General features: G+C 59.9%; 16 protein-coding genes and 2 tRNA genes. 12 read left to right on the top strand and 6 right to left on the bottom strand.

Going from position 1 to position 20,516, the window contains the following annotated elements:
* From DOM27_RS16880 to DOM27_RS16865, 4 genes are all read left to right on the top strand, one after another.
* On the top strand, positions 1–3,117 hold a 3,117-nt coding region (locus tag DOM27_RS16880; RefSeq protein ID WP_157956785.1), incomplete at its 5' end, for a type I secretion C-terminal target domain-containing protein.
* A gap of 151 nt (positions 3,118–3,268) precedes the next feature.
* Positions 3,269–4,666, top strand: coding sequence for a TolC family protein (locus tag DOM27_RS16875; protein ID WP_110657761.1), 1,398 nt, complete (start codon positions 3,269–3,271; stop codon positions 4,664–4,666).
* Positions 4,663–6,861 (top strand): type I secretion system permease/ATPase, encoded by a 2,199-nt coding sequence (locus tag DOM27_RS16870; RefSeq protein WP_110657759.1) that lies wholly within the window; start codon positions 4,663–4,665, stop codon positions 6,859–6,861. Before DOM27_RS16875 ends, DOM27_RS16870 begins: the two co-directional genes overlap by 4 nt.
* On the top strand, positions 6,862–8,049 hold the full coding sequence (locus tag DOM27_RS16865; RefSeq protein ID WP_110657757.1) for an HlyD family type I secretion periplasmic adaptor subunit: 1,188 nt from the start codon (positions 6,862–6,864) through the stop codon (positions 8,047–8,049).
* A gap of 29 nt (positions 8,050–8,078) precedes the next feature.
* Here DOM27_RS16865 and DOM27_RS16860 read toward each other — a convergent pair whose 3' ends face one another.
* Positions 8,079–8,651: a hypothetical protein gene (locus DOM27_RS16860; protein WP_157956784.1), complete on the bottom strand. Its 573-nt coding sequence runs from the start codon at positions 8,649–8,651 to the stop codon at positions 8,079–8,081.
* A gap of 255 nt (positions 8,652–8,906) precedes the next feature.
* On the opposite strand from DOM27_RS16860, the gene greB reads away from it, so the two are divergent.
* Positions 8,907–9,446 carry a transcription elongation factor GreB gene (gene greB, locus DOM27_RS16855; RefSeq protein WP_110657753.1) on the top strand — a complete coding sequence of 180 codons (540 nt, stop codon included), beginning with the start codon at positions 8,907–8,909 and terminating at the stop codon, positions 9,444–9,446.
* A 106-nt stretch (positions 9,447–9,552) separates the two neighbouring features.
* Positions 9,553–10,182 carry an EAL and HDOD domain-containing protein gene (locus DOM27_RS16850; RefSeq protein ID WP_110657751.1) on the top strand — a complete coding sequence of 210 codons (630 nt, stop codon included), beginning with the start codon at positions 9,553–9,555 and terminating at the stop codon, positions 10,180–10,182.
* A gap of 28 nt (positions 10,183–10,210) precedes the next feature.
* Here the strand turns inward: DOM27_RS16850 and DOM27_RS16845 are convergent, their stop codons facing one another.
* Together DOM27_RS16845 and DOM27_RS16840 are read right to left on the bottom strand one after the other, a co-directional pair.
* The gene (locus DOM27_RS16845; protein ID WP_110657748.1) at positions 10,211–11,218 is read right to left on the bottom strand and encodes a methyltransferase; all 1,008 of its coding nucleotides are present in this window, start codon (positions 11,216–11,218) and stop codon (positions 10,211–10,213) included.
* On the bottom strand, positions 11,215–12,150 hold the full coding sequence (locus DOM27_RS16840; RefSeq protein ID WP_110657745.1) for a methyltransferase domain-containing protein: 936 nt from the start codon (positions 12,148–12,150) through the stop codon (positions 11,215–11,217). Before DOM27_RS16840 ends, DOM27_RS16845 begins: the two co-directional genes overlap by 4 nt.
* 155 nt (positions 12,151–12,305) lie before the next feature.
* Between DOM27_RS16840 and DOM27_RS16835 the strand changes: the two genes are divergently transcribed.
* Positions 12,306–12,382 (top strand) — tRNA-Arg (locus tag DOM27_RS16835).
* A 325-nt stretch (positions 12,383–12,707) separates the two neighbouring features.
* Here the strand turns inward: DOM27_RS16835 and DOM27_RS17945 are convergent.
* Both DOM27_RS17945 and DOM27_RS16825 read right to left on the bottom strand, forming a co-directional pair.
* The gene (locus DOM27_RS17945) at positions 12,708–13,067 is read right to left on the bottom strand and encodes a hypothetical protein (protein WP_157956783.1); all 360 of its coding nucleotides are present in this window, start codon (positions 13,065–13,067) and stop codon (positions 12,708–12,710) included.
* A 70-nt stretch (positions 13,068–13,137) separates the two neighbouring features.
* Positions 13,138–13,881 (bottom strand): Crp/Fnr family transcriptional regulator, encoded by a 744-nt coding sequence (locus DOM27_RS16825; protein ID WP_110657741.1) that lies wholly within the window; start codon positions 13,879–13,881, stop codon positions 13,138–13,140.
* Between the two features lie 900 nt (positions 13,882–14,781).
* Between DOM27_RS16825 and DOM27_RS17940 the strand changes: the two genes are divergently transcribed.
* Positions 14,782–15,132 carry a hypothetical protein gene (locus DOM27_RS17940; RefSeq protein ID WP_157956782.1) on the top strand — a complete coding sequence of 117 codons (351 nt, stop codon included), beginning with the start codon at positions 14,782–14,784 and terminating at the stop codon, positions 15,130–15,132.
* 419 nt (positions 15,133–15,551) lie between these two features.
* Here the strand turns inward: DOM27_RS17940 and DOM27_RS16815 are convergent.
* A tRNA-Leu gene (locus DOM27_RS16815) sits at positions 15,552–15,638 on the bottom strand.
* Between the two features lie 142 nt (positions 15,639–15,780).
* On the opposite strand from DOM27_RS16815, the gene queA reads away from it, so the two are divergent.
* The 4 genes from queA (at position 15,781) to secD (ending at position 20,513) form a co-directional block, all read left to right on the top strand.
* Entirely contained in the window at positions 15,781–16,818 is a 1,038-nt protein-coding gene (queA, locus tag DOM27_RS16810) for a tRNA preQ1(34) S-adenosylmethionine ribosyltransferase-isomerase QueA (protein ID WP_110657737.1), read from the top strand.
* 180 nt (positions 16,819–16,998) lie between these two features.
* On the top strand, positions 16,999–18,141 hold the full coding sequence (gene tgt / locus DOM27_RS16805) for a tRNA guanosine(34) transglycosylase Tgt (RefSeq protein WP_110657921.1): 1,143 nt from the start codon (positions 16,999–17,001) through the stop codon (positions 18,139–18,141).
* An 87-nt stretch (positions 18,142–18,228) separates the two neighbouring features.
* Entirely contained in the window at positions 18,229–18,561 is a 333-nt protein-coding gene (gene yajC, locus DOM27_RS16800; protein ID WP_110657736.1) for a preprotein translocase subunit YajC, read from the top strand.
* Between the two features lie 104 nt (positions 18,562–18,665).
* The gene (gene secD, locus DOM27_RS16795) at positions 18,666–20,513 is read left to right on the top strand and encodes a protein translocase subunit SecD (protein ID WP_110657734.1); all 1,848 of its coding nucleotides are present in this window, start codon (positions 18,666–18,668) and stop codon (positions 20,511–20,513) included.
* The last annotated feature ends 3 nt before the right edge of the window (positions 20,514–20,516 follow it).

Raw genomic sequence — 20,516 nt, 5'->3', positions numbered from 1 at the left:
CTGAACGATGGCGAACTGACCGCCACCCTCTCGGTCACCGATGCGGCCGACAATACCGGCACGGTATCTGATACCACGATACTGGACACCTTGGCTCCGACGATCGATGACGCGGCCGCAAGCGCCACCGAAGCCAATCTGGGTAATACGGTCTCCGGCACCATGGCGATCGGTGATGACGGTACCGGTGTCGAATCCATCGAGATCACCGGTCCGGATGGCGTGACAGCCAATGGTATCGATGTCGAATGGAGCGGCAGTTTCAGCAACGGCATCTATACGCTGACGGGTACGGCGGGCGGCACCACCGTAGCCACGCTAGCCGTCAGTACGGCTGGTGCCTACACATTCACTCAATCACAGGCACTCGATCATTCGCTTGCCGGCTCGGACATTCTGGCGCTGGGCTTCGACGTCACGGCGACTGACGGTATCGGCAACGCCAGCTCCGCCGGGCTGACCATCAATCTGGCTGATGACGTCCCGGTGGCGGCACAGCCGGCGTTCTTCGAGATCGACACTGATTCGGCGACCGCCTCAGGCAGCTTCGTCGAGAGCTACGGCGCCGATGGAGGCTATGTCTCGCAGCTCACCGTCGACGGTTACACCTTCAGCTACGACCCGGACACCGACAGTGTCTCCGCGACCGGCAGTTCCGAGCTGGTCGTGCCGTTCGAAGAGGGCGACTACGACAGCGCCTCCGGGGAGCTGACGATCCAGACCGCCAAGGGCGAGACATTGATCGTCAATATGCAGACCGGCGACTATGACTACGACGCTTCCGGCGCCAACCTGCTCGATCCGGAGCCGGAAGCCGCTCCGGTGGTCGCCCTGGGTGACAATGACAGCCTGCTGGGATTGATCGGTGCAGAAGCACTCGGTCTCGTTGACTTCAGCGATGAGCAGGCTTTTGCCGCCACCGATGCCAACAACGACATTCGCTCGGTCACGGTTTCTCTAACAGCGATCAATGTCAGCCTCGGCGCCGGCTTCCGCGCCTCACAGGCGCTGGCTAATGACCTTGGCCTGAGCTATAGCGTCGATAATCTGGCACTGCTGGACTTCAATGCCTCGATTACCGTCACTGCTACCGACGGCGGCACTATCGATAATCAGGCATTGAACGAGTTTCTGGGCTCGGTCTACTTCAGCAGTTCGGTACTGAACCTGGGGCTCGCCTCGACGCTATCCATCTCCGCGACAGATGCCGAGAACAACACTACGACCACCTCCAGCAGCGACCTTCTCAGCCTTGGGCTGCTGCAAAGCAACGTTCCCGATTACCTGATTCAAGGTACGAGCGCCGCCAATACCCTGACTGGTACCGCCGATAACGACCGCCTCTACGGCTACGGCGGAAACGACAACCTGTCCGGTGGACAAGGCAATGACCTGCTTCGCGGTGGTACCGGCAATGACACGCTCAGCGGCGGTGACGGTAACGACATCCTGATCGGAGGCGCCGGCAACGACACGTTGACCGGCGGCGCCGGCAACGACGTCTTGCGCTGGGAGGAAGGCCATCAGGGTAGCGTCGGCACTCCCGCCAATGACACCGTAACCGACTTCAATGCGAGTCGCGTCTCTGGCGGTGGTGACGTTCTTGACCTAGGTAGCCTGCTTCAAGGCGAAGGCAAGATCGGCAAGAACGCCGGCAACCTGACCAACTACCTGCACTTCGCGCTGGTGGGCACCGCTACTCTGATCTACATCAGCAGCGCAGGAGCGTTCCAAGGCATCACCGATGCCTCGGCCAAGGAGGCGGCGGCCGACCAGATCATCACGTTGCAGAACGTCGATCTAACTGCCGGTGGCGCTAGCGACATGACGATCATCGAAACGCTGCTGACCAACGGCAACCTGCTCGTCGATGACGCGACGTCCGATACCGATCTTTCCGGTAGCGTCTCCACCGAGGTCGGGGCGGTCATCTCGGATAACGATGGCGATACCGCAGGTACTAGCGTGGAGTTCGATAGCACGGGCCAGACCGCCCCGGCCCCGGATCCCGACAACGTCGCGCCCGTGGTGCAGGCGAACTCGGCATCGCTGCTCGGCATTGCCGGTGTCGATCTGCTGGGACTGATCGACCTTGGTGGGGAGCAGGACCTCTTCGCGGCCGATGCTGATGGCAACCTGCAGTCGGTCACGGTGGCATATCAACCTCTGCTCAGCGTCAGTCTCACGGCGTTGGAATTCACGGCCTCGCAACAGATGGCGGACGAGCTGGGTCTGAATCTGGCTTTCGATAACGACCCCGGACTGCTCGGACTGGTGGCACCCTCCGCTAGCGTCACCATCACCGCTGCCGACGGCGGCACGATCGACAATCTGGCCGTCAACGAACTGCTGGGCACTGTAGCGTTTGCCGACACCGACGGTTTGCTGGGGCTCGACGCCAATCTTCAGCTCTCGTTACTCAACGCCATCTCCATCAACGCCACCGATAGTGACGGTCGCACCGCTACGGACTCTCTCGGCGAGCTGGCCGATCTCGATGCACTGACCACTCTGCTCGGTGATAACGACAATATCCTCGAAGGTACCAGTGGCAACGAGACGATCAGCGGCGACACCGGCAGTCAGCGGCTCTACGGCTACGAAGGCAACGACACGCTCAACGGCGGCGACGGCAACGACCTGCTCCGCGGCGGCGCCGGTGACGATACATTAAATGGCGGCGCCGGCAACGATCTGCTGATCGATGGCAACGGCGCCGACACCTTCAACGGCGGTGCGGGTGACGACCTGATGGTGACCAGCGGCAACGGATTCGCCTCGATCGAGGGTGGCGATGGCTTCGATACCTTATTGCTCGACGGCGGGATCGATCTCGATATGGTCAACGGCGATATCGGGCCCATCGGTAATATCGAACGGCTGGACCTGGGCCGGGGCGACAACCCCAGCACGGCGACGTTGAGTGTCGAGGACGTCGATGCCATGACCGACGAAGACAACGTGCTGCAGGTCACCGGCGACGAGCAGGACACCCTCAACATTCAGGGTGCGATATCCGATGGCGCTGTCACGCTGGGTGGCACCGCCTACGACCAATACACCTTTGGAGACACTGCTATCCAAGTCGAGCAGGACACGGTTCAGGTGGAGACCTGATCGGCACGGCCTGGAGCCCAAAGGATCTGGCTAACAGGCCGATTCCATAACTCTCGATGGGGCACTCAAAGCGCCCCGAGGAATATCGTAGACACAAGGAAACACGGTCATCGACGACTCAATCCAACACGCAGAAAGGTGGTCTCTACGCATGCTGGCAATCGTCGTCTGCTTGGCGCCTCCCACCGCGCAAGGCCAGGAACGCCATTGGTGGGATGCCGTGGACCACGATGCCGGCCCCAAGATCAGAACGGATCTGCCAGCGGTGTCGTGGTCTGCATCGCCGCCATCGCTAGCGGCGACGTCCAGCATCCCGTCCATCGGGACCGAGAGTCGCCAACCGACGACTCGGACCGCACCGCTCCCACTCGATAAAGCCATACGCCGAGGGCTGGCAATCAACCCGGCGGTGCGCGCCGCGATCGCTGACGCCAATGCCGCCGGCACAGAAGTCGATATCGCCGAATGGGGCTATTTCCCCGCCGTCGATCTCTCGGCCGGCCCGGAGGAGTTCCCGTTCAGCGAATTCGGTTATGACGCTTCGGCCCGCCAGATGCTTTACGACTGGGGCCGCGTCGATAGTCAGGTCGCCAGTGCGGACGCTGCCGAACGAGAAGCGCGTCGAGGAGTGGGCGTGGCCGAGGAGGAAGCCGCGCTCGATATCGCCGAGGTCTACCTGGACGTGCTGGCCGCAGAGCGCCGGCTGAAGGTGACCGAGCGCTATGTCGAAGATCTCGAAAGCCTGCGAGATCTGACGCGGGATCGCGGCAGTAATGGTTATACCGACAGTAGCGAGCAGGGACGAGTGGCGCTGGACCTGGCTCAGGCCCGTGACGGGCTGGCCACCGAACGCGGCGCGCTCAACGATGCCCGCCAGCAGTTTCGGGTCCTGGTGGGTGTCTCGCCCGGCGAGCTGGAGACTCCGATGCCCAGCGAGCTCACCGGACGCCTGAAGGAAACCGCAACACTGGACGACTGGATCGTCGCTGCACCGGCCTATCGCCAGGCCTTGGCCAGCGCCGCGCAGGCCCAGGCGGAACTGGACGAAACCCAGGCGGCACTCAAGCCTCAGCTCAATCTCGAAGGTTCGCTGGAACGTCGACAGATCGGCGGCGAGCTGCAGAACGATTCGGTCATCGGTCTTCGCCTGCGCATGGATACGCTGCAAGGGCTGGCCAACTTTCAGCGCCCCGATGCCGCGCGGCAGCGCCTCGAGGCAGCCCGCTATCGCATCGACGATCAGCAGCGCGAAATTCGCCGCAGCGTCCTGACGCTGATCGAAAATGCCGAGGTCTATCGGCAACGTCAGGAAGCACTGACGGATCAGGTCACGGAAGCGCAATCCGTCGGCGATCTTTACGACGATCAGTTTTCGGTGGGACTACGCGACATCAATGACCTGTTGACGATCCGCCAGGAAGCGTTCTCGGCCCGTCGTCAGTTGATCGATCTCGAAAGCCAGCAAAAGCGCATTCAATATCGCGCAGCCTCGCAGTTGGGGCTGATCAACCCGTTGATCACGGGTCGTTTGGGAGATGACGCCCCATGAGCCTATCCGCCTCAGAACGCAACGAAAACCGTCATCAAGATTCGATCGAGGACTATGCCGACCCGCTCCGCGAAGGCATGGCGCTGCTTTGTCGTCGTCTCGATCGGCCCGCGTCTCTGGCCGAGCTGGGCGATGGCCTGCCATTGGAGCAGGGGCGACTGCCGCTCCGCGAAGTCGTTCGCTCTCTGCGCCGGGCCGGTGTCAGTGCTCGCGTGGCCAACCGTCCGCTGACACGACTCTCTTCCCGCTTGTTACCGGCGCTGTTGATCCTCGAAGATGGCGATACTGCGCTACTGGAGTCGCTGGACACCGAGGAAGCGACAATCGTGCTGCCGGAAACCGGCGGCGGCCAGGAAGTGATGACTCGTCCGGCGCTGGAGGCGATCTACAGTGGTACGGCGATCTTCGCCCGCCCGATAGCACGCAGCGACAATCGCGCTGGCAACTTTGCCCAAGCCGAGCCAAAACATTGGCTGAAGGCGCCATTGAGAGCGTGCTGGCCCGCCTATGCCGAAGTCGGCGTCGCCGCACTGGCCGCCAACCTGCTGGCGATTTCCACCGCACTTTTCGCCATGCAGGTCTACGATCGCGTCGTCCCCAATGCTGCCTTCGATACGCTATGGGTGCTGGCCAGCGGCGTCGCACTCGCGGTGTTACTGGAGTTCGTGCTCAAGGGGCTGCGTGCGCATCTGCTCGAGGTGATCGGCAAGCGACTGGATCTCGAGCTCTCTTCGAAACTGTTCGAGCAGGCGATTCGTCTGCGCCTGGTGGCGAAGCCGCCGTCAACGGGCGCCTTCACCAGTCAGGTCCGCGAGTTCGAGGCGGTGCGTGAATTTTTTACTTCAGCCACCGCTGGCGCCATCAGCGACTTGCCCTTCGTTGCCGTCTTCGTTTTGATCATCGCCTGGATTGGTGGGCCGGTGGCCTGGGTGCCGGTGGCCGCCATCGCCGGCATGATCATTCCCGGGCTACTGCTGCAACGCTACCTGGCCAAGCTGGCTCGCGAGAACCTGCGCGAAGGCGCGGTCAAGAATGGGGTGCTGCTGGAGTCGCTGGATCAACTCGAGACCGTCAAGGCGACGCGAGCGGAGGGCCGCAACCTGGCACTGTGGGAATCGCTCTCGGCGCAGCTCTCTACGGCATCGATCCGCTTGCGCTCGGTCACCAGCATGCTGACTCATTCCGCGTCGCTACTGCAGCAGCTGGGCTATGTCGGCATCGTGATCGTGGGGGTCTATCGTATCAGCGCAGGCGACATGACGATCGGCGCCTTGATTGCCTGCTCCATTCTCGGTTCGCGAGCCATCGCGCCCATGGGACAGACCTGCGCCCTGCTCGCCCGTTGGCAGCACGTCAAGGCGGCCGTCGAGGGCCTGGATGAGCTGATGCAGGCCCCCAACGAACAGGGCGTCGGGCAAAAAGTGCGCAAGCCCCGACTCAAGGGCGACTATCACCTGGAAGACGTCGTGGTCCGTCATCAGGAAGACGGTCCGGCGGCGCTTCAGATCGACGAGCTGTCGATCCGGGCAGGTTCACGTATCGCACTGTTGGGTGGCAATGGCGCCGGCAAGTCGACGCTGCTGCGGCTGCTCTCCGGCTTCATCGAGCCCACCGGCGGACGTGTCATGCTGGATGACGTCAATATGACTCAGATCGAGTCCGCCGACCGGCGCCAGGCTATCGGCTATCTCCCCCAGGATATTGCGCTGTTCTACGGCACGCTGCGGGACAACCTGACCCTGGACGGCGCAGCTTACGACGACGAGGAAATCTTCCAGGCGCTGGACGGCGTCGGCCTGGGCCGTTTCGTGCGCGCGCATCCCCAGGGACTGGAGCTGCCGATCGCTTCCAGCGGTGGCGTTTCCGGCGGGCAGCGGCAGGCCATCGGCCTTGCGCGGCTGGTGCTGCAGGACCCCCGCATCGTGCTGTTGGACGAGCCCACCGCCGCTTTCGATCAGGCCAACGAGAAACGCGCGGTGGAATTCCTCAAACGGTGGATGGAAGGCCGCACGTTGATCGTCTCGACCCACAAGAAGCCGCTGCTCGAGCTGACCGAGCACGCCATCGTTCTGCGCGAGGGCCGGCTGGCGATGCAGGGCAATCTCGATCAGGTCGTCAAGGGTAACCGAGTCGCCGCCACCGGCAGCCCTGGCGCTAGCTCTAACCTTGGCCCCAAGCCCAGGGAGGCACGCTAGATGGCCACTACACTCAGCGATCAGGAACTGCAGCGACAGTTGGGCGATCCACGCGCCAATCTGCGCCATCCTCTCGCCCGCCCAGTGGTATGGGCCGTGCTGATCTGCCTCCTCAGCTTCATCGGCTGGGCCGCCTGGGCCCACATCGCGGTGGTCACCCATGGCGAGGGCCGGGTAATTCCGGTTAGCCGGATCCAGTCGATCCAGAGTCTCGAGGGAGGCATTATCGACGAGATCAAGGTCCGCGAAGGCGATATCGTCGACAAGGGTCAGCTCTTGGTCAAGCTCAGTGGCACGCGGTTTCGCAGCGCCTATCAGGAGACGGAAAATCAGGTCCAGTCGCTGAAGGCAGCCATTGCCAGGCTGCAGGCCGAAGTGCTGGAGAAGGACAGCATCAACTTCCCCGAGGACGTCGATGCACAAAGCTCGCTGGCCCAGTCCGAGCGTGAGCTGTTCCACGCCCGCCGTGAAAAGCTCCGCGAGGCGACCGAGTCGCTCGGCCACGAAATTCAGATGGCTCAGCGCCGATTGAGCCTGATCCAGCCGCTAGTCCAACGCAAGGCAGTAAGCCAGATGGAAGCGTTGCAACTGCAGCAGGATATGGCGTCGCTCCGAGGCAAGCGTGCCGAAATCCAGAACAGTTACGTGCAGGATGCCTATACCGAACTGACCGAGAAGAAAGGCGAGCTCTCCTCGCTGGAGCAGGTCCTGGTGCAACGTCAGGATCAGTATCAGCGCACCGAACTGCATTCGCCGGCGCATGGCCGAGTCAACGCCATCAACTACACCACTCGGGGGGGCGTGGTCCCGCCGGGCGAAACGATCATGGAGGTGATCCCGATGGAGGATCAACTGCTGATCGAAGCCAAGATCAAGCCGAGTGACGTCGCGTTTCTAGCGCCGGGCATGCCCACCAGCGTCAAGATCACGGCCTACGATTACACCATCTACGGCGATCTGGATGGCACCGTCGAGCAGATCAGCGCCGATACCATCGAGGAGGAAACTCCAAGAGGGACGGAGTCCTACTACAAGGTCTACATTCGTACTGATACCGGATCGCTCAAGCACAACGGCGAGACTCTGCCGATCATTCCAGGGATGATCGCCCGGGTGGATATTCAGACCGGCGAACGCAGCGTGCTGGACTATCTGCTCAAGCCGTTGCTCAAAGCGAATCTGTACTGATCATGGCCAACCTGTACTGTTGCGAGCGCTCAGTGGCGCTCGGCCAACCAGTTCTGGGCTTCTTTTCGCAACGCCTCGTCGGAAGAACGGCCAGCCCGAGCTTGGCCGTCGACGGCGCGTTGGGCATACGTCAAGGCCTCGGTCTCCTCGCCTTGATCCTCGAGGAATTGGGCGTAATAAAAATTGGTATCGATCCCGGCAGGCCGCATCGTCACCGCTCGCTCCAGCAACTGCCGGGCCTTGTCGTCATCGCCGAACGCAATCGGCCAACCCGGCGCATGTTGATAGAGCGCGCCCAGCGTCACGTAGGCCGAACCGTCTTCGCCCTGCGGGTCAATAGCGATCGCTTTCTCAAGCACCGTGCGTGCCTGTTTGGCCAGATCCAGAGCACCCAGGCCACCCTTGGCTTTGGCAAAAGACGCGAGAATGACGCCTTGGGCCGTCAGAACGTGAGAGTCATCCGGCTGGTTCCGGGCCAACGTATCGACCTCACTGGCAAGATCTTCGAAAGCGCGTAACTGGGCGTCGCCTTGCATCTGATATTCGACGTTGCCCCACCGCTGCATTAATGAAAACAGAGTCGAATCCGGCGTTTGCGCCATGGCTATAGTCGCTCCAAAAACAAAGCTCAATACCAAGCCCAGCATCATGATCACACGAGCCAGTCGAAAACGGATATGTGGAAACCGCGAGGACCATTGGCTTTGCTGTCGCATTGGAGTCACTCCTGGAAGAATCATCGTAGCAATCTAACGAGCGTTTGAATCTATCACTATAGGGTTTTAGTCGCAGGACATGGCCGCCAGACACTGGATTACGATACGCTCCGCCTTTCGATGAGCGTAAAGGATCATTCCATGCAGGGCCGCAACATGACGCGCTGGCGCGATCCCAAGACGGATCCGCGTCAGGAGAAGAAGAGCAATCTGATCACACCGCAAGGACGGGCTCGGTTGCAAGGCATTCACGACCATCTGTCACGCGTCAAACGGCCGCAATTGTCGGAGAAGGTCGGCGAAGCCGCCGCGCTGGGCGATCGCAGCGAAAATGCGGATTACACCTACAACAAGAAAGAGCTGAACCGCGTCATCGCACGGATCCGCTATCTGCGAAAGCGGTTGGATGAATTACAGGTCGTCGATCGCCTGCCGGCAGATACCGGCAAGATTTATTTCAGTGCCAGCGTCACGCTGGAAGACGATAATGGAGAAGAGCTGCAGGTGCGCCTTGTCGGCCACGACGAAACGAATACCGACAAGCACTGGATCAGTATCGATGCTCCGTTGGCACAAGCGCTACTGGGCAAGTCGCTGGACGACGATATCGTCGTCGCGGCTCCCGGCGGCAAGACGCATTACATCGTGACCGACATCGCCTATGTCGATCCTGACAGCTGAGGCGTTGGTACCATCCGGTGTTGGCGGCGAGTGCGATCGATATCGGTAAACCGACCGAAAAAGCGTGGCCCCGGCGCAGAAATGAAAGATCCTTCGAGGACAGTCCATGTCGAATGCCATCGATCCACCATCGCCATCGATACTGTTCGCGCGACAACCGATTTTCGATGCCGCAATGGAGGTCGTCGCGTTCGAGTTGCTATTTCGTCCGACCGATGGAGGGCCAATGCCGATGCCATTCGACGGCAACCGGGCGACCAGCACGGTCCTGATGAATGCTTTCACACAAGGCGAACTGGAAACGGTCAGTGAAGGGAAACCGCTATTCATCAACTTTACCGCTGATATGCTGAGCAATGATCTGCCGTTCGATGCATCGCGTCTGGTGGTGGAGATTCTCGAAGATACGCCGGTCGACGACACCATCCGTGACTGCCTGCAACAATTGCGCCTGCGAGGCTTCACCTTGGCGCTGGACGACTATGCCGAGGTGAACGTCGATCACCCCTACCTGCCGCTCGTGGATATCGTCAAACTCGAATATCCGTACTACTGCAACGAGACATTCAAGCATATCGTCGAGCAGCTACGCCGCCACTACCCTCATCTCAAGATTCTGGCAGAAAAACTGGAGACGGAAGACGATCTGCATTGCTGTCAGCGTGCCGGCTGCGATCTGTTTCAGGGCTACTTCCTGGCTCGTCCGCAGATCATGCTCGGTGCCATCGACTCATGAGGGCCACATCCCGGAGGCGGGCGACAGCTCAATGGCGTGCCTTAATGGCACGGTAGACCCGAAAACGTCGATCATCGGCGAGAATCTCGAAGCCGCCAAACGTCTCCTGTAACCAATCCGGATACGGCAGAAAGACATTGGCGACCAGGGTCAGACTCCCCCCCTCGACGAGATGCGTCGGCGCCTCACGAATCAGCCGTTGGGTCGGACCGTAATCGATCGAGCGCTCCTGATGAAACGGCGGATTGCTGACGATGGCCTCGAAAGTGCCCGCTATCTGGCGGTAGACATCGCTCTGGACCACGGTACCGGTCAGTTGATTGGCGTCCAACGTCCGACGAGTGGCCTCGACCGCGAAGGTGCTGAGGTCGACCGCCGTGACCTGACAACCCTGCTTCGCCAACCAGGCCGACAGAACGCCATCCCCACAGCCGACATCCAGCGCGCGCAATGATCTCCTGCCGGGCGCGGGGAGTGGCGACTGTGTCAGGGCGTTCATCAACAGTTGCGTACCCGCATCCAGCTTGCCATGACCGAAGACGCCCGGGTGAGTGGCGAGCGTGAACCCGCCAGCGGTGAACGTCTGCCAGGCGGCCTCCGTTCCCCGCACCGCCTTGTCGGTCCTTGTGGCAAATAACGTGCAACGGCGCGCGGTATCGAGCTTTCGACACGCCTGCTGAAAGTCAGCCAGAATCTTGGGTACGCGCTTGATTCCCCCCTGATTTTCACCGACGACCTGAATCGGCGTTCCCACCGGCAGCGCCGTGTTCAAGGCGCTCAACCACCACTCTCCCAACGCATGGCTCTTGGGCCAGAACAGGACCGCGCCGGGCACCTGGGGCGGCGGTGCAGCAAGCGCGTCATACGCCTGGCGCCCGGCATTGCGCCAGGCCTCGCAGACACCCAGATCCGCACTCCATACGTTGCCCTCGCCGGACTCGAGCCAGCCATCGCGGGGCGGCGCGACCCATAGCCACCCACGGTAGTCAGCGTCCTGGCGCGCCAATAACTGGCATTGAGGTGTTTGCGCGCTCATGGCGACTCTCTTTTGTCGGCGGAACCGCTCGCAACGTCACCGCCTGAGCGGGTCGGATCGTCAGCGCCGGGACGAATCATGTCATCGCCAGCGGGACGAATCATGTCGTCGGCAGCGGGACGAATCAAATAGTGCAGATAACGCCCCAAACGCCAATGGGGCTCGACCTGGCAGTAGCGCTTCTCGAGCTCGATGATCGTCGCGAGCTGAGCTTCGCTCGGTGAACGTTCCCGCAGGTAGTCGTGAAAGATCCGGATACCGGCGACGCTTTCAATCACCAGGCCCTCTTCCCGGCACCAGCGTTCGATATCGGCATGCGTCAATGGCGAGATCGGCGTCAAACGCTGGCGGCGGCCGGTGCCGGAAAGCCGATCCTCCAACGCCTTCTCCCAGTTGCCTTTCACCACGTTCGAGAAGCGCAGAGCATCGCGGTTGAAAACCATCAACGACAACCGGCCCTGCGGCGCCAGCAAACCCTTCAAGGTGGATAGCGCCTCTCGTGGACGTGCCAGCCACTCGAGAACCGCATGGCAGATGATTAGCGGCCATGGCCCGGGAGCCAGCTCGGGCAGCCGCTGGAGCGACGTCTGCAACGTCTGAATCGACAATCCGTCAATATTGGCACGCGCACGGATCAGCATGTCCGCGGAAGGTTCCGCCAACGTGACACGATGCCCCCGTTCGGCCAGCCACACGCTCATCTGGCCGAGACCACCACCGACGTCGAGTGCCGTGGAACCATCCATCGGCAATTCGTGCGACAACACACTGTCGAGTACGGCAAGACGAATGCGGCCGCGAGCCGTAGCGTAAAGGCTGGAAGCGAACTTGTCGGCCAGACCGTCGAAAACCCGATCCTCCCCTACAGGGATATCGTTACCATGACGACGATGGTCGTCGGAAGAAAAAATGGGATCGTCGGGAACAGACATTACAGATCGATAGGCCAGCGCGGAAAAGCCGCATTGTATCAACGGCGACTTGTAGCGTCGCGATACAATGGGCCTTGCGGGTTTATCTCGTGGAATCGGGCGCTTATACTGTGCGCCGCTTACACCGCTCGATTCTCTCGAGGCGGTTTCGCGCAGCCCCCGTAGCTCAGCTGGATAGAGCGTCCCCCTCCTAAGGGGAAGGTCTCAGGTTCGAATCCTGACGGGGGCGCCACCTCAAGCCCCGGCGTTATCAACGTGTTCGAGCGTCCCAAGCTTTTTCCTACCCTTTCGTCCGACACCGCTTCCCGGGATCGAATACCACTCCCGACAGCGCAGACACGCCGAAACTTCCATTGGGGAGAGCGGTGCGATGGCGATCCCGACTCCGCAATAACCATGATGAGAGTAAAGAGCTGACTCATGCACGATTGATAGCATCCGGTTGATGCGATGACATTCGATTTGCGGCATTGCATAGTGGTGAACAGGCAGAGTTGGCTTCATCTAGCCCTGGCTGCTTTTACCCAGCCGCGCGCCAAGCGCTTTTTTGACAAGGATCAGCTATCGGAGTTGGCCTCGATGAAATTATCAACGATCTCGCCAGACTGCTGAACCCTTTCACATAGTTCATTCGATGGCTGCTGATCAGGGTTCTCGTCCAGGCTCTCCAGTTCCGATTCGGTAGTCTCGTAACCTTTTCGTTCGTGAAGTGCCTTGAACTCGCTTTGAAACTGTTCAAGAACCGATTCTGGGTTATCGACCCCCTCCATAAACGCAAGAAAAGAATCCCTTTTCTCCATCATTGATGATCGGATACCCTCCCGATTGCATTCGAAGTCAGCGGCACCGGCGGTTGCCGATACGCAAGCAGTTGCCGCGACCAAAACAACCGTGCCGAACACCCAAGAATTGTTCATGTATCACCCCTGAACCGTTTGAAGAACGAAGCCCGTAGTACCTTACCCGGCCGTCAGACTCAATACTCTATCAGGCCGAGCGAGGCTTCCTGAGATGAAGATAGAGCGGATCGAAATCGCCCTCCTCCCGCAAACGTTCCCAATCAAGAATTGCCACTTTTCCCCTCGTCGCGTCGATCAGACCATCCGAACGCAGCGCCTGGAATACTCGATTCATATGCACCGACGTGATGCCGATTGCATCCGCCAACTGAGCCTGAGTGATCGGCAAATGGAAAGCCTTGCCCTTGACAGCTCTCACCGCTTGAAGTCGCATCAATAGCTCACAGAGAAAATGAGCGACACGCGAGTAGGCGTCGCGCTGTCCGATATTGAGTATCCAATCGCGGTAGATCGACGCATCCACCAACGTCTCACGCCAAAAAGCAGCCGTCAGGCGTGGGTGACGTTCGCAAATGCGACGTAGACAGTCATGCTGAATGAAGCCGACTTTGCAGGAACTGATCGAAGCGATACTGATATCCAGAACCTGCAGGTGCAGGCTTTGCAGATCGGGCATGTCTCCGGGCACATGCAACGCAAGGATCTGTCGTTTACCATCGGAGGTCAGCTTGTAAACACAGGTAAAACCCTCCAGTACAACACAGCACTGAGACGGCTGATCACCGATCCGCACGATATCCTGTTCGGGCTTGAGCACTTCGACCTGTACCGGCAAGTCCTGAAGCGCCTGCTTTTCCTCAGAAGAAAGACTGAAGATACTCTCCAGTTTTTGGATCATCAGACTAGTGGCGTAGGAGGCATCCGCTACCATGCTATTGCTCCTTGCTTGAGGCAGGAATGAAGTCGAAGCCACGGTGTCGCTGCTCGATTGGCTCGAACCCTTCTCTCTCCACTCGGTTTTCGCACAAATCTCTCACGCAGAGATTATGCGTCACAACGGGATGGGTAGCGAGAAACGATGTCGTCAGAGGGAATCAGTTCGAGGGGGTAAAGCTAAAGCATCAGCTTGACCCGGCTGCTTGGGCATTTGAGCACCCTAGAGCAGAGGACGATGGTGAGGGTGAGGGTGAGAAAAAGACATGAATAACAATGCCACCAACATCAAAGCTTATGCGGCGAAGTCGACGGCCCAAGCCATCAAGCGGGATCAATGATTCATTGGCACAGCGGAAAAGAGACCCAAAGTATCGAAGCCTCAAATACGCTGATAGTCCTTGCCGATGGCACCATGGCATCCTGCCATGCATCCCTGTGATAACTGCGTCCTGCAGTTTCCTTATCCGGTACCTCCCTGGTACAGGCGACCACAGTGGACCTGATGTCATCGAATTAAGTTGATACAGATCAACTACCGCAAAATATAATTAAGTGCTCCTGTAACACGGCACCGTCTACCCGACAGTTTCCTGGCTGCCTGCGAGTCGGACCTCTAGGGCCAGTCCGGAAATCCCATGCTTTTCTTCGCGTTTTAACGCTAGCTATCCAACTCTTGAATCCACCTTTTCACCCGAACGCGTCGCCATCGAGAGGCGTATCGTTTCGTGTCCAGGCGAGTCGGAATCAATGCCTCACCCGACGGCCCCATTGTCAAATCAAAGGTTCTGGAAGCACCGACGGGAGAATCCTCGCTCCCGTAAATCGCGATGACACGCAGCTCTACCGCTTGCAACGTGCGACCGTCGGTCGTTTGAAAATCATCGGTGGGAATGTCATGGCAGCGAAGAACCCGTCCCACGATTTCCTGAAAGGTTCCGATATGGTTGTAGCTACCCGAGGCCATTGGCCCCTGGCGCGTCGTCTCGACCAGTTGATCGGCAATACCCTCTTCGCCGACAGATCGTTCGAAATCGATCAGATCTTGAAAGATCGTGCCGCGATCCGTATGCAGGATCACTACGATATGCTCGATGAATATCGGCTCGGGGCTCATGTTGCTGATGACGCAGCGTGCCTGCAGCGTGCGGCCGAAGCCCCGATTGATGATGATCTTCGGCTGCCGCTGCCGCTTGAAATTGAGATACAGCAGCTGTGCGTAGAAAAGCCAAACCAACAACGTGCATAGACTGGTCAGCGCCGTAATGGCGGAGCTGTTTTGAGAGATCCAGTTCATCATTGCTCTGCTCGCTGCCTGAAACTGCGCTTGGGCCCCTACGGTAACTGCACCCCGCCATGGTTCGCCACCCGGGATTCAACCCTTCTAGGCATTGGCCTTCCCACTCGCAAAGACGAGTGTCGACCCATTCCGGACCTTCAACCAACTTCAGAAAGGCAGGCTAGATAGGAGGTATGGAGCGTGTCCGGTCGACCGAAACACGTCGACTCTGATCGTGAGCAGACGCCGTGATTACAGGTTGGATACTAGAACCGGGACGATATCGGGGCGATTGCCAATGCTGAATACAGCATTCTGCGACCAAGCACTGAAACGAAGAAGATGAATCGAGAAGAAAGGAAATGAAGCTAAGGTACTGATTTTGCGGATGGTGCCGGCGGTCGGACTCGAACCGACACACTGTTTCCAGCGGCGGATTTTGAATCCGCTGCGTCTACCAATTCCGCCACGCCGGCAGCGGAAACGCATTATACGGACGCTCGGCCCCGCGTCAATCATCACGCTGACTTAATCGTTCGGGTGCTTTATGATGGCGCCCTTTCGAACGTCACCCCATCCATTCTCCATTCAGATTCGAGCCGATACGCGACCCAAGCCATGCAGCGCGCCGATTTTCATTTTGACCTGCCCGACGAGCTGATCGCTCGTTATCCCTCCGAACAGCGTACGGACTGCCGCCTGCTGTGTGTCGACGGTGAGTCAGGTGTGTTGGAACACGCTCGCTTTCCCGACTTGCTGACAAGACTCGAACCCGGCGACGTGGTGGTATTCAATGATACTCGCGTGATTCCGGCGCGGCTGTTCGGGCAGAAAGCGAGCGGCGGCAAGGTCGAGATGCTGCTGGAACGTCCGCTGGATGCCCATCGCGGGCTGGCGCATTTGCGATCGAGCAAGTCGCCCAAGCCGGGCACGGAGCTGATCTTCGAGGGCGGCATACATGCCGTGGTCGAAGGCCGTCAGGATGCGCTGTTCGAATTGCGTTTCCTGGGCGAGACACCGTTGATCGCCCTGCTCGAGCAACATGGCCATATGCCGTTGCCGCCCTACATCACCCGTGAGGATGAGCTGGCGGACCGTGAGCGTTATCAGACGGTTTACGCGCGCCGGGAAGGCGCCGTCGCCGCCCCCACCGCAGGTCTGCATTTCGACGAGACGATGATGGACGCCCTGCGCACCAAGGGTATCGAGACGGCCTTCGTCACGCTCCACGTCGGCGCAGGCACGTTTCAGCCGGTGCGTGTCGACGACATCCGCGAACACCAAATGCACAGCGAGTGGCTGGAAGTCGACGAATCGGTCTGCGAACAGGTCAATCGCGCTCACGCCTCCGGCAACAAGGTGATCGCCGTCGGTACCACCAGCGTGCGCTGCTTGGAAACCGCCAGCCAGGGTGAGGATGATGAACTCACGCCCTATCGTGGCGAGACCGACATCTTCATCTACCCCGGCTATCGCTGGCGCTGCGTGGATGCGCTCGTGACCAACTTCCACCTGCCGGAGTCGACCCTGCTGATGCTGGTCTCCTCCTTTGCCGGCTATGACGCCGTGATACGCGCCTACCAGGAAGCCGTCACCGAGGAATACCGCTTCTTCAGTTATGGCGATGCGATGTTCCTGACTCGTCGACCCAGCTAATCCACGAACGCCTTGCGCGGCTTCGGACGTTTAATTCATAGGCCACTTGCGCGGCTCCGGGCGCGTTCATGTCATAGGTTTTGCGCGCGGCTTCGGGCGCGATAAATCCATGAACGCCTTGCGCGCGGCTTCGGGCGCGATAGATAAAAGAGAAGAGACACCATGCGAGACGAATGTTTCATGAAATTCGAGCGACTGGGCCAGCAAGGACGCGCCCGCCGTGGACGCCTGACCTTCCCGCGCGGCACGGTGGAAACGCCGGCCTTCATGCCGGTGGGCACCTACGGCACGGTCAAGGGCATGACACCCAAGGATGTCGAGGCGATCGGCGCCGAGATCATCCTCGGCAATACCTTTCATCTGTGGCTGCGCCCGGGCACCGAGGTGATCGAAGGCCATGGCGATCTGCATGATTTTTCCCAATGGCACAAGCCGATCCTGACCGACTCCGGCGGTTTCCAGGTGTTCTCGCTGGGCGCCACGCGCAAGATCACCGAGCAGGGGGTTCATTTCCGCTCGCCGGTGGACGGTGCCAAGGTGTTCATGGGGCCGGAAGAATCGATGGCGGTGCAACGCTCGCTGGGCTCCGACGTCGTGATGATCTTCGACGAGTGCACACCCTACCCGGCCAGCGAGGCCGAGGCGAAGAAGTCGATGGAGCTGTCGCTACGCTGGGCGGCCCGTTCCCGCGCCGCGCATGGCAATTCACCGTCGGCGCTGTTCGGCATCGTCCAGGGCGGTATGTATCCCGAGCTGCGCAAGCGCTCTCTCGAAGGCCTGCTCGAGATCGGCTTCGACGGGCTGGCGATCGGTGGGCTATCGGTGGGCGAACCGAAGGAGGAGATGATCCGCGTGCTGGATTATCTGCCGACCTGGATGCCGGAAGACAAGCCGCGCTATCTGATGGGCGTCGGCAAACCGGAGGATCTGGTCGAAGGGGTGCGACGAGGCATCGACATGTTCGATTGCGTGATGCCAACCCGCAATGCGCGCAATGGCCATCTGTTTACCGCCGACGGCACGGTCAAGATTCGTAACGCCGTGCATCGTCACGATACTGCCCCGCTAGAGGCTGACTGCGATTGCTACACCTGTCAGAACTTTTCTCGCGGCTATCTACATCACCTGGACCGGTGCGGTGAAATGCTCGGTTCGATGCTCAATACGGTCCACAATCTGCGCTACTACCAGCGCCTGATGGCGGGTTTGCGCGGCGCTATCGAAGCGGGTACATTGGCCGACTTCGTAGCACAATTCTATCGGCGACGCGGGCTGTCCGTGCCGCCCGAGGCCGATTGGGACGATTCGAACGGTTCTCGGTAGTCGCCCAGTACGCCGTATAGTCAGCTTTATCCAGGCAACCGTTTCATTACACAGCCGTTTCATTACACAACCTTCGGAGATACATCCATGCTGGACTTTTTCATCCCTGCGGCTCACGCCCAGGATGCGGGCGGCCCTGCCGGTGGTGGTATTGCCCAGATCATCATGCTGGTCGGTTTCGTGTTGATCTTTTACTTCCTGTTGTGGCGCCCGCAGTCCAAGCGCGCCAAGGAGCACAAGAAGCTGGTCACCAATCTGTCCAAGGGTGACGAGATCGTAATCGGCGGCGGACTGCTCGGCCGAATTACCGACGTGACCGATGACTTCATCAGCATGGAGATTGCCGAAGGCACCATCGTCAGCGTTCAGAAGAGCGCCGTGGCCTCCGTCCTCCCCAAAGGCACGTTGAAGTCGCTGTAACTCTCCTGGCTGCCGATGCCCCCATCGGCAGCCATCTCTTTCCGCGACACTCTTCGCACGACGGTCACCTCCCGATCGTCATTGATTGAAAGGACAGGGCTTCCATGCTCAATCGTTACCCCCTGTGGAAGTATCTGCTGATACTCATTGTCTGTGTTGTCGGCGTCATCTACGCGTTACCCAATCTTTACCCTCAGGACCCCGCCGTCCAGATCAGCACGACCAACGGTTCCCTCGGCAGTCAGCAGCTCGACCGAGTCACCCAGGCATTGTCCGACGACGATATTCAGGTCAAGTCGGCAACAATGACCGGTAACAACACCGCACTGATTCGGCTCGATGATGCCGAACAGCAGCTTCCCGCCCGCGATGTGGTCGACGATACTCTCGATGACAGCTACACCGTGGCACTCAATCTCGCGGATTCCACCCCGTCCTGGCTGACCAGCCTCTCCGCGGCACCGATGAAACTCGGTCTCGATCTACGCGGTGGCGTACACTTTCTGCTCGAAGTCGACATGGAAGCCGCGGTCGAGCAGCGTCTCAAGGCGACGGCTAGCGCCATCCGCGCCGATTTGCGCGACGAACGCATCCGCTACCGCGACACTCAGGTCGACGACAATGCGCTGCATCTCGAATTCGCCAATAGCGAAGACCGAGACGCCGCTCGCGAAAAGATCAGTCAGACCTTCGGCGAATTTCAGCTGGAAGATCGGGACGAAGGGCGCCGTGCCTATCTCGACATGACACTGACCGAACAGTCGATCAAGGACATTCAGGATTACGCGGTTCAGCAAAACCTGACCACGATCCGTAATCGCGTCAACGAGCTCGGGGTATCCGAGCCACTAGTTCAGCGTCAGGGTCCAAGCCGTATCGTGGTCGAACTGCCCGGCGTACAGGATACCGCCGAAGCCAAGCGCATCGTCGGTGCCACCGCCAACCTCGAGTTCCGTCTCGAGGCGCGGCCGGACGCCACGGACTCCGAAACCGAGAGTTTCCCGTTCCGCAACGGCTCACAGCGTACGGCGACGCTTTCGCGTGACGTGATCATCACCGGTGACAGGGTCTCCAGCGCCAGCCAGGGCTTCGATCAGAATGGCCGACCGCAGGTCAACATCAACCTCGATGGCACCGGCGGTTCGCTGATGAACCAGGCAACGCGTACCAATATCGGTCGTAATATGGCCGTGCTGTACATCGATCACAGTACGAATACGCGCACGGTGACCAAGGACGGCAAGCAGGTCGAAGAGCGCATCCCGACCACCAGCCGCAGCATCATCAGTCTGGCAACGATACAAAGCGCGCTGAGCAATCGCTTCCGCATCACCGGCCTGGACTCCCCCACCGAGGCCAGCGAACTGGCGCTGCTGCTACGTTCAGGCTCGCTCGCCGCGCCGATCTACTTCGTCCAGGAACGCACCATCGGTCCAAGCCTGGGTGCCCAGAACATCGAGCGTGGCATCTTCTCGGTGATCGTCGGCGGTCTGCTGGTCGTGGCGTTCATGCTGATCCGCTATAAAGCCTTTGGCATCATTGCCAACGTGGCGCTGGCGGTCAATCTGGTGCTTTTGATCGCCGCCATGTCACTGCTTGGCGCCACGCTGACACTACCGGGGATTGCCGGGATCGTGCTGACGCTGGGGATGGCGGTGGATGCCAACGTTTTGATCTACGAGCGCATACGCGAGGAGCTGAGAAACAAGACGCTACCGCAGCAGGCGGTTCACGCCGGTTATGGACGCGCCTTCACGTCAATCGTCGATGCCAACCTCACCACGCTGCTGGTGGCGGTCGTGCTGTTCTCGATCGGTACCGGCCCGATCAAGGGCTTCGCCGTGACGCTGTCTCTCGGCATTTTGACCTCGATGTTCACCGGCATCATGGTGTCGCGTGCCCTCGTCAACCTCTCCATCGGCGGCAAGCCGTTGAAGAAACTCTGGATCTAGGAG

The organism is Salinicola halimionae (assembly GCF_003206065.1).
GTDB classification, from domain to species: domain Bacteria; phylum Pseudomonadota; class Gammaproteobacteria; order Pseudomonadales; family Halomonadaceae; genus Salinicola; species Salinicola halimionae.
Note: the sequence above shows the minus strand (reverse complement) of the source record. Positions and strands in the feature narration are given on the sequence as shown.

Bases quoted from the DNA above. Each gene is read 5' to 3' on its own strand.
- DOM27_RS17940 (WP_157956782.1), top strand. From the start codon at position 14,782: ATGGCAGCGAAGAACCCGTCCCACGATTTCCTGAAAGGTTCCGATATG.
- DOM27_RS17945 (WP_157956783.1), bottom strand. From the start codon at position 13,067: ATGAACAATTCTTGGGTGTTCGGCACGGTTGTTTTGGTCGCGGCAACT.
- DOM27_RS16850 (WP_110657751.1), top strand. From the start codon at position 9,553: ATGTCGAATGCCATCGATCCACCATCGCCATCGATACTGTTCGCGCGA.
- DOM27_RS16845 (WP_110657748.1), bottom strand. From the start codon at position 11,218: ATGAGCGCGCAAACACCTCAATGCCAGTTATTGGCGCGCCAGGACGCT.
- secD (WP_110657734.1), top strand. From the start codon at position 18,666: ATGCTCAATCGTTACCCCCTGTGGAAGTATCTGCTGATACTCATTGTC.
- DOM27_RS16875 (WP_110657761.1), top strand. From the start codon at position 3,269: ATGCTGGCAATCGTCGTCTGCTTGGCGCCTCCCACCGCGCAAGGCCAG.
- DOM27_RS16840 (WP_110657745.1), bottom strand. From the start codon at position 12,150: ATGTCTGTTCCCGACGATCCCATTTTTTCTTCCGACGACCATCGTCGT.
- yajC (WP_110657736.1), top strand. From the start codon at position 18,229: ATGCTGGACTTTTTCATCCCTGCGGCTCACGCCCAGGATGCGGGCGGC.
- greB (WP_110657753.1), top strand. From the start codon at position 8,907: ATGCAGGGCCGCAACATGACGCGCTGGCGCGATCCCAAGACGGATCCG.
- DOM27_RS16865 (WP_110657757.1), top strand. From the start codon at position 6,862: ATGGCCACTACACTCAGCGATCAGGAACTGCAGCGACAGTTGGGCGAT.
- DOM27_RS16860 (WP_157956784.1), bottom strand. From the start codon at position 8,651: ATGGCGCAAACGCCGGATTCGACTCTGTTTTCATTAATGCAGCGGTGG.
- DOM27_RS16825 (WP_110657741.1), bottom strand. From the start codon at position 13,881: ATGGTAGCGGATGCCTCCTACGCCACTAGTCTGATGATCCAAAAACTG.
- tgt (WP_110657921.1), top strand. From the start codon at position 16,999: ATGAAATTCGAGCGACTGGGCCAGCAAGGACGCGCCCGCCGTGGACGC.
- queA (WP_110657737.1), top strand. From the start codon at position 15,781: ATGCAGCGCGCCGATTTTCATTTTGACCTGCCCGACGAGCTGATCGCT.
- DOM27_RS16870 (WP_110657759.1), top strand. From the start codon at position 4,663: ATGAGCCTATCCGCCTCAGAACGCAACGAAAACCGTCATCAAGATTCG.